This is a genomic window from Caballeronia pedi (assembly GCF_001544915.2).
Lineage (GTDB): Bacteria > Pseudomonadota > Gammaproteobacteria > Burkholderiales > Burkholderiaceae > Caballeronia > Caballeronia pedi.
Genome location: NZ_FCOE02000026.1, coordinates 105,415 through 113,843, shown reverse-complemented (window position 1 = coordinate 113,843; position 8,429 = coordinate 105,415). Strand labels below are relative to the sequence as shown.

At 61.2% G+C, this 8,429-nt stretch carries 8 protein-coding genes; 4 read left to right on the top strand and 4 right to left on the bottom strand.

Going from position 1 to position 8,429, the window contains the following annotated elements:
* Nucleotides 1-165: 165 nt before the first annotated feature.
* A complete protein-coding gene (locus tag AWB80_RS29505) occupies nt 166-1,053 on the bottom strand; it encodes a LysR family transcriptional regulator (RefSeq protein ID WP_160147482.1) in 888 nt (295 codons plus the stop codon).
* Nucleotides 1,054-1,313: 260 nt separating this feature from the next.
* On the opposite strand from AWB80_RS29505, the gene AWB80_RS29500 reads away from it, so the two are divergent.
* Genes AWB80_RS29500 through AWB80_RS29485 form a run of 4 tightly spaced genes read left to right on the top strand, consistent with a single transcriptional unit; the run spans nt 1,314 to nt 4,688 of the window.
* Nucleotides 1,314-1,622, top strand: coding sequence for a non-heme iron oxygenase ferredoxin subunit (locus tag AWB80_RS29500; RefSeq protein WP_061178214.1), 309 nt, complete (start codon nt 1,314-1,316; stop codon nt 1,620-1,622).
* A gap of 27 nt (nt 1,623-1,649) precedes the next feature.
* Nucleotides 1,650-2,873, top strand: a complete 1,224-nt coding sequence (locus AWB80_RS29495) for an NAD(P)/FAD-dependent oxidoreductase (protein ID WP_061178213.1) — start codon at nt 1,650-1,652, stop codon at nt 2,871-2,873.
* Between the two features lie 31 nt (nt 2,874-2,904).
* Entirely contained in the window at nt 2,905-4,191 is a 1,287-nt protein-coding gene (locus AWB80_RS29490; RefSeq protein ID WP_087131675.1) for an aromatic ring-hydroxylating dioxygenase subunit alpha, read from the top strand.
* The gene (locus tag AWB80_RS29485) at nt 4,188-4,688 is read left to right on the top strand and encodes an aromatic-ring-hydroxylating dioxygenase subunit beta (RefSeq protein ID WP_087131674.1); all 501 of its coding nucleotides are present in this window, start codon (nt 4,188-4,190) and stop codon (nt 4,686-4,688) included. The genes AWB80_RS29490 and AWB80_RS29485 overlap by 4 nt, the downstream gene beginning before the upstream one ends.
* 39 nt (nt 4,689-4,727) lie before the next feature.
* On the opposite strand, the gene AWB80_RS29480 is transcribed toward AWB80_RS29485, so the two are convergent.
* The 3 genes from AWB80_RS29480 to AWB80_RS29470 all read right to left on the bottom strand — a co-directional run bounded on the left by AWB80_RS29480 (nt 4,728) and on the right by AWB80_RS29470 (nt 8,424).
* The gene (locus AWB80_RS29480; protein ID WP_244206782.1) at nt 4,728-5,774 is read right to left on the bottom strand and encodes a porin; all 1,047 of its coding nucleotides are present in this window, start codon (nt 5,772-5,774) and stop codon (nt 4,728-4,730) included.
* 138 nt (nt 5,775-5,912) lie between these two features.
* Complete coding sequence (locus tag AWB80_RS29475; protein ID WP_143328155.1) at nt 5,913-6,959, bottom strand: porin; 1,047 nt, start codon at nt 6,957-6,959, stop codon at nt 5,913-5,915.
* 73 nt (nt 6,960-7,032) lie between these two features.
* Nucleotides 7,033-8,424 carry a uracil-xanthine permease family protein gene (locus AWB80_RS29470; protein ID WP_061178209.1) on the bottom strand — a complete coding sequence of 464 codons (1,392 nt, stop codon included), beginning with the start codon at nt 8,422-8,424 and terminating at the stop codon, nt 7,033-7,035.
* Nucleotides 8,425-8,429: the final 5 nt, after the last annotated feature.

Below are 8,429 nucleotides of genomic sequence, written 5' to 3'. Positions count from 1 at the left end.
GCACCGCGCACGTTGCTGCTTTCCGCACAGATCGATTTCTGATTGCGATCTGTGGGTCGCGCTTCGCAGTCGTGAGCCAAGTGTGGCCGCCAACGAAAAGCGGGCGGGGAGCAGCTTAGAAAGACGCTCCCCGCCCGCAAATGACTCAAATCCAAAAGAATTCCATCAGTTGATCTGCGCCAATGCGTCGAATAGCTTGTGGACAGGCGCGGCCAGCGTCTCCTGCGGGCGAGAGACAAGCTTCAGCTCACGGCTCGACCACTGCTCGTCGAGATCGACCACGGAAAACGGCAACGTGTCACGCAAACGGCGCGTCGTCGACTCCGGCACGATCGATACACCGACACCCGCCGCCACCATGTGACACACCGCCTCGAAGCTCTCGACCTGTGTCCGCAACTGAATGCTCTGGCCCAGCAGCAATGCAGTCTTCGATACGTACTGCTGATGAGATGAGCGCTCATTCAACCCGATGTAATTCCACTCGAGTACCTGGTGGAAACGAATCGCCCGCTCACGAGCAAGCGAATGATGCTCAGGGACGATGACGACGAATCTGTCATCGCGAAACGGCGTGACGACGAGCTTGCGCGTATTCACCAGCCCGACGATGATGCCGAGATCCGCGCTGCCCTCATCGACCGCGCGCACGGTCTCCGGGCTCGTATGTTCCTGTACGTCGACGTTGATCGTGGGATTGTCCGCGAGAAATCGTGCAAGTAGCGAGGGCAGGAATTCGTGGATCGCATTGGTGTTGGCGAAAAGCTGGATATTGCCTCGCATGCCTTCGCCGAATTGCGAGAGCTCGTGACGCAGCTTCGTCGTTTCCCGCAAGATGGAAATCGTATGTTGCAGGAACACTTCCCCTGCCGAAGTCAATTCGACGCCCCTACTGTGACGGAACAAGAGCGCCGCCGAGACGGATTCCTCCAGTGCGCGAATGCGCGAACTCGCCGCCGCAACCGCCATTGGCAAGCTCTCGGCCGCTTTGGTGATATTCCCGCATGCGGCGACTGCCGCAAATAGCCTCAAATCGGTCAAATCGAAGCGCATGGTGTCTCCATCACATCGCGGACAGCGCTGACGCATGCATCGCGCCTTCCGTATCCGGGCGACGTTACCACACGAGCGCAGTGCCCCGAGCGTTCGCGAACGGCGAACGCTCCTTCAACGAAATAGCAACGCGGGCCAGAACCATGTCCCTCAAAATACGGGTCAATCACAGGCGATCTGGCATGGACAGAGTGAAGCGGTCCTGAAAGGACTGTTACCGATATCGCCTCTTCGTACCCCACTACAAGGAGACAAGTCTGATGACATGGAAACCGTTGGCATCTGTCGCCGATGTTCCGTCCGGCAACGTGAAGGCGTGCCGGATCGATAACATTCCAATCGCACTGTACAACCTCGACGGCGAGTTCTTTGCCACGCACGATATATGCACGCATGCTCACGCGTGCCTGTCGGATGGTTATCTCGAAGACGGCAAGATCGAATGCCCGATGCATCAGGGCGTATTCGACGTGCGTACGGGAAAAGCGTTATCGGGTCCGGTCGATGTCGATATCCAGACGTTCGCCGTACGGATCGATGGCGATGAGGTCCAGGTCGATGTCGAATGATCTTTCCTTCGGCCTGGGGATGACGACATGACAGGACGAACCGTTATCGTCGGCGCGGGTCAGGCCGGCGCGAGGACCGCCGCAGCCTTGCGCCGGCTGGATCAGGCCCGCGAGATCACACTGCTAGGCGATGAACAGGCGCTGCCCTACGAGCGTCCGCCGCTCTCGAAGGACGTGCTGAACGGTGGAACGCCCGCGAAAACGACCATCTTTCCGCTCGGCTGGTACGAAGAACAGCGGATCGCGCTGCGTGCCGGTGTGCGAGTCGTCGGCGTGGACTGGCGTGCAAAGCAGGTTCTGTTGGCTCACGGAGAGTCGCTCGCCTACGATGATCTCGTGCTTGCAACGGGTGTGCGGGCCCGGCCGCTCGTGGTACCGGGTGCGAACCTCGATGGCGTGGTGACGCTGCGTACGATCGAGGACAGCTTGAGCTTGTCAGGACGGCTCACGGGCGGCGCGAATGTCGTCGTGATCGGCGGGGGCTTTCTGGGGCTCGAAGTCGCAGCGACGGCCATCGCGCGAAAATGCGCAGTGACCGTGCTCGAATACGGCAATGACTTGCTGCCGCGCATTTTCGGCGGCTTTCTGGGCAGGTATCTGTCGGACCTTCATCGCATGCATGGCGTCGAGGTTCGCACGGGCGTGCAAGTGACGGGACTCGAAGGAGATACCGTTGTCGAGGCGGTGAGACTCGCGGACGGTACGGCAGTCGAGGCCGATGTCGTCGTCGTTGCGATCGGCGCGACCGCGAACGACGAACTCGCCCGGGCCGCAGGCGCTGATTGCGATGACGGCGTGCTCGTCGATGCACACGCGCGCACCTCGTTGCCCTCGATCTTCGCCGTCGGCGACGTCGCGCGACAACGCACGCACTGGCTGGGCGAATCGGTACGCGTGGAATCGTGGGAGAACGCTGAAGTGCAGGCTCAGGCCGCGGCCAGCGCGATTGCAGGCGCTGCCCCGGTCGCGGCCGCGGCGCCGTGGTTCTGGACCGATCAATACGATCGCAATATCCAGATGCTCGGCAACCGCGTGGCCGACGACATCGTCGTGATACGCGGCGACGTCACCGCGCCTTCATGGAGTGCGTTCTTTGTTGCCGACAACACGATTCGCGGCGCAGTGCTGATCAACGCGGGACGCGAGCGGCGCAATGTCAAACGATTGATCGAAACGCGGCAGCGCATCGACTGCGCCGAAATCGCCGACGCGGGACGACCGCTCTTCAGTCAGCCGCGCGCTCAAACCTAGACCTTACATTCCCGTTTTACGGAGACGAAACATGGAGACTGAAATCAAATGGGCGAAACGCGACGCGGCCGCTTCCAACGCCGGCGATAGCCCTGCTCACGACTATGTGTGGCCCGATGAGGGCTGCTCGCGCATCCCGTTCTGGGTCTATACCGACGAGGAAATCTATCGACGCGAACAGGAGCGGATCTTTCGCGGACCGAACTGGAGTTACGTCGCGCTCGAATGCGAAATTCCCAATCCCGGCGACTTCAAACGGAGTTTCGTCGGTGATCTGCCGATCGTCGTCGTCCGCGACACCGATGGCAGCGTCAATGCATTCAGCAACAGTTGCGCACATCGGGGCGTGGCGTTCTGCCAGAGCGAGCATGGCAACGCGAAATCGTTCACGTGCCCCTATCACCACTGGAGCTACGACCTGAAGGGCAACGTCACAGGCCTGCCCTTTCGTCGCGGCTACAAGGGCAAGGGCGGCATGCCCGCCGATTTCGATCTGAAGCAGCATCGCGCGCAGCCGCTCGTGGTGAGCGTGCGAAACGGCGCAATCTTCGCGTCCTTCGACGCCACCGTCGAGTCGTTCGACGCGTATCTCGGCCCGAAGCTATTGACGTATTTCGACCGTGTGTTCGACGGACGCAAGCTCGAATTGCTCGGCTACATGCGCCAGCGGATCGACGGCAACTGGAAGTTCATGTTCGAAAACCTGAAGGACCCGTATCACGCGAGCCTGCTGCACGTCTTCTTCGTGACCTTCGGCCTGTTTCGAATGGACGCGGAATCGGCAATCGAAATGGATGAGACGGGACGCCACGGTGCGATGATCAACCGGCGCGGCGGCAAGCTAGACGAAGTGGCCGCGCACGAGATGCGGCAGACGCTTCGCAGCGACATGCAGCTCAAGGATACGCGCGTGCTCGATCTGATCCGCGAATATCCCGGCGATGTGACCGCGGTGATGTGCACGATCTGGCCCAACCTGATCATCCAGCAGCAATCGAACACGCTCGCGATGCGTCATCTGGTGCCTCGCGGACCCGGCAGCCATGATCTGCACTGGACCTTCTTCGGCTACGCCGACGATACGCCGGAGATGCGCGCGCACCGGATCAGGCAGGCAAACCTGATGGGGCCAGCGGGCTTCGTGTCGGTCGACGACAGCGAAGTCATGGTGATGTCCCAGGAAGGCGTGACGCCCTACAACGATCGCGCCGGCGTGGCGGAGATGGCCGGGCGCACGGTCGAGGATCACGACCATACGGTCACCGAAGTCGCCGTGCGCGGCCTTTACCAACACTACCGCAAGGTGATGGGATTATGAGTACACCGACTCATCGACGCGAACATGCCATTTCAGCGGACGTTCGCTTTGGCATCATGGATCTCTACTCGGAATACAGTGCGGCGCTCGACGAAGGCCGCTACCAGGATTGGGCCGATTGCTTCAGCACCCATGCGGAGTATCGGCTGACGACGAAGGAAAACCATGAGCGAGGACTGCCGATCGCCATCATCTATTGCGACGGCAAGGGCATGATCGACGACCGGGCTTTCACGACATCGGAGACGACCATCTCGCAGCCGCGCGCGTTACGGCACATCGTCAGCGGCATCAAGGTCTGTGCGGATGGCGACGGCTACCGCGTCCGCGCCGATTTCCTGATCCTGCAGACAATGCTCGACCGCATGACTGAAATCGTAATGTCGGGCTGTTATATCGACCGCGTAGTGGTCGATGCAGACCGCTTTCTGTTCGAAAGCCGTGTCTGCGTGACGGATACGCTGCTCTACCCGACTTCTGTGGTGGCGCCGGTCTGATTAGTAACATGTGCCCTCTCATCGAGGGCACAGCAGCGCTTAGAACCAGTGGTTCATACCGAACGAGACGCCCGTCTGCTTTTCATGCAAGGACGGATTCAGCGTCGCATTGGTCACGTAGCCTCCCGTGAAATGCGTGTAGTCGATATCCGCATACAGCAAGGTGCGCTTCGAGAGTGCATAGGTGACGCCCAGAATCGCGACGCCCTTTCTACCATCCACGCCGTTCGTCGTATTCTTGTTGTCATAGTACGCGCCCGTAACGTTGAAGAACGGCGTCGCGTGATAGCGGACCCCGCCCCACATGTACTGATTGCGCGTCCGACCCGCCATGTTCGAAGGAACCGCCTGCATCACGAGCGAGTAGCCGCCCATCATCTCGACGGGACCAAACGTAACGCCTCCGCCCGCGGTGTATTGATCGTTGCCGAAATACGCACTCGACGTGGACGGAACCGGAACCGAACGGCGCGTATAGCCCGCGCCGAAATTGAAGCCGCCCGGGTGATAGTTGAAGCCGGCCGCGATCATGGAGCCACTGGCGAGACTGCCCGGCACGCCGCCCGGCGCGTAATCCGCGCGAGCCGTCCACGGGCCGAAGTCGCCGTGATAGTAGAAGGCGTTGTCGTCCCGGCCGCTGGTGCCGCCCGATATCGCCGCGGCCTCCGTCACCTGGAGGTAGTCCAGATCGAACGGCTCGAACTCCTTGATCAGCCTGTGCTGGAGTGTGAACTGATGGCCCATGTCGACTCTGCCGAACGGTCCGCCGAATCCGAGCGTCGAATTGCGCTGGAATATCTGATTGGTAGTACTACTGTTTGCGCCGGTCGCAAGAACGTATCCTGCCTCGAGGTTCAAGCGAACGTAGTATCCGCCGCCGAGGTCTTCGGTGCCGACAAACCCCCAGCGATTCGATTTGTAGACACCGTTCGATGCCATCGTCAGCGCTGCACCGCCCGCCTTGGTGCCGTTCACGAGATTGCGCAGGCCGCCATCCAGTGACCCATACAATGAGACGCTGCTTTGCGCATGAGCGGCGCCGGATGAAAGCCCCACCAGCGTCAGTGCGGCCAGCGATCGTTTCATTCCAGTCCTGCGCATGCCGTTCCCTACCCCTCCACTTCTATGCATATCTCCTCCATTGATAAATTTCATTTTGTGCGGCGAGATGCGCGACGTTCCGCACACCCGCCCTATCCATCGTGGATTCCGGATAACCGTCGATCAGAATTGCGTGCGAATGCCGCCACCGATCGTCTCGCCGGCGGACTCGTGGCTCGCGCGGTCGGATAGCACCGCTGCGTACAGGTCGGTTCGCTTCGACAGCGGATACAGGTAAGACAGCGCCCAGGTGTTGCGATACATCGAGCTATTGCCGGAACTCTTCGAGTAGGCGTCCGAGCCGAGAATCCGGCCGATACCAACCGGGATCGAAAAACCGAGCTGGCCGGTATCGATACCCACGTCGCCCGTCGAGATCGAATCCCAGACGTGCTGATATTGTCCGTATAGCTTCACGAAGCCCACGTCGTACGACGCGCCCACGTTGACCACCGACTGAGTCTTCAGTCCCGGCAGCACGGTGTCGAGATCGCCGGCATTCAGGCTGAACTTGATCTGCTGATACACGACCGAAGTAGCGAAGCCGCCGTTGCTGTAGGAGACCTGACCGGTCCACTTGTTCTGGCCGAGATGACCCGGATCATTGCCGAACGAATACATCGCCCGGCCAATGAAACCGCCGATCGCCGGCGTCGAGTAGTACACCGAGTTCCACCACTCTCCCGCGTTGCCGAACACGCCCTGACCGTTCACGCCGACATAGCTGTGCAGCACCATCGGTGAGAACACGAATGAGTTGAAGAATGGGTTGAAGGTGATCGTCGAAAACCATAGCAGCGGAGGAATCAGGCCCACCGTCGCGGTGCCGTAGCGCCCGGTCGCGCCAACCCACGCATTGCGCGAAAACAGGCCGTCCTGGGGAAAGCCGGTGCGTCCCATCGCGCCGTTCTGAACGTTGAAATAGCCTTCGAGATCGAAGATGACCTTCGTGCCGCCGCCGATGTCCTCGGTACCGCGCATGCCGAAGTACGATGCGGTCAGGCCGCCATTGCCCGCCAGCACGGTCGATTGTCCGTTCATCGGCTTCTTGTACGCGACGAAGGCGTCGATGAGCCCATAAAGCTGCACGCTCGACTGCGCATGGGCCGCCAAGCTGAAGAGGGCGGCGCCGATAACCATCGCCTGCATACCGCTTTTTATTATTTTCACTCCGTCTCCTTTTTAGCTGATTTGTAGTGCTAATCAGGTTTTTCGAGCAACTAGCTACGTTGTCTGCGCGGCCTCAATGCTGCGTACGCGTGGCCGCAGCCGATGGCGTTGCCGACGGTTCCCGCGTCGAGCACAGCAAGCCGTGCAGGACGACGAGCGTGAGACCGCCCGAGATGACCGGTTGCTGAAGCACGAGTTGAAGCATCAGCGGCATGGCGCGCATGACGTCCGGCGAAACGAACAGGCCGCCCAGACCGATCAGAAACGAAAGCCCCGTCGCGATGAGCCGGCGGTCGTCCCACTCGACCTGCGCCAGCATGTGCACACTGTGCATGAAGACCACGCCGAACAGCAGCGTCGCGGCCGCGGAGATCACGGGAATCGGCACCACCACGAGCAACATGTCGAATTTGACGCAGCCGCCCAGCACGATCAGGAAGATGCCTGCCGTGAGTGTGACGAAGCGCGAGCCGACGCGCGTCGCGCGCAGAATGCCGATATTGTCGGGATAGGCGATCGTGCTGAAGCCGCCCCACATCGCCGCGACGACCGAACCGAGCGCGACACCGAAGAGTCCTTCGGACATTCTTCCGGGCGTCAGCGCTTCGCCGCCCCAGTCCGCGACGGTCTGATAAAGCGCCATCGATCCCATGCCGGCCGGAATCAGCACGAGCAGAAACACGGCGACGAGATCAGCATGCACGCCGAAACCGAACGGAAAGACGCGCGGCAGAACGACCAGGGGCGCGGCGGCCACCGCGGCGAACGAAATCGGCTGGAACAGCGTATAGGCGAGCGTGCCGAGCGCGAGGCCGAGCAGGATCGAGATCCGGCGAACCCAGCGGCCGCCCTTCAGCATGGCGAAGACGATGCCGGAGACCGCAACCGCACCCGCGAACAGATTCACGCCGGGAAAGCCGGGGCTCGCGCGATTGCCAATCCACGTGGGCAGCGCGACGCTTGCGATCTGCACCATGATCAGCATCACGATCATGCCGGAGATGAGCGGCACCCGCAGATGCCGCGCGAACAACCCGGCCACGCTGCGCCCGCGGATCGGCACCGTGAGCGCGCACCAGATCAGCGAGGCGGCGAAGAACGAGCCGAACGCGGTGCCGAGTCCGCCCGCCTGCATATGCCCGACGGCCAGCAGCGCACCGAAGCTGCCCGCGTACGGACCTTGAGCAATCGGCAAGCGCAGCAGGAAGATCGACTGCAGGATCGTGATGATTCCGCACGCCATGAAGGTCATGCCGTAGAGGTACGCGATCTGCGCATCGGGCAGTTGAAAGGCGCGCCCGAGAATGCCGGGAAACACGAACATCCCCGTCATGCCGAAGACGTTCTGCAAGCCGAGCACGGCCAGTTGCGAAAGCGGCAGGCGCTCGTTGATGCCGACATCGAAGACGCGCGCGGTGGCGGCATCGGATGCGCCGTTTCGGCTCGAGGCGCCTGGCTTCGACATATCTG

What these genes read in the sequence shown, in the direction of transcription:
- AWB80_RS29485 (WP_087131674.1), top strand. Translation starts at nt 4,188, where the DNA reads ATGAGTACACCGACTCATCGACGCGAACATGCCATTTCAGCGGACGTT.
- AWB80_RS29505 (WP_160147482.1), bottom strand. Translation starts at nt 1,053, where the DNA reads ATGCGCTTCGATTTGACCGATTTGAGGCTATTTGCGGCAGTCGCCGCA.
- AWB80_RS29470 (WP_061178209.1), bottom strand. Translation starts at nt 8,424, where the DNA reads ATGTCGAAGCCAGGCGCCTCGAGCCGAAACGGCGCATCCGATGCCGCC.
- AWB80_RS29480 (WP_244206782.1), bottom strand. Translation starts at nt 5,774, where the DNA reads ATGAAACGATCGCTGGCCGCACTGACGCTGGTGGGGCTTTCATCCGGC.
- AWB80_RS29495 (WP_061178213.1), top strand. Translation starts at nt 1,650, where the DNA reads ATGACAGGACGAACCGTTATCGTCGGCGCGGGTCAGGCCGGCGCGAGG.
- AWB80_RS29500 (WP_061178214.1), top strand. Translation starts at nt 1,314, where the DNA reads ATGACATGGAAACCGTTGGCATCTGTCGCCGATGTTCCGTCCGGCAAC.
- AWB80_RS29490 (WP_087131675.1), top strand. Translation starts at nt 2,905, where the DNA reads ATGGAGACTGAAATCAAATGGGCGAAACGCGACGCGGCCGCTTCCAAC.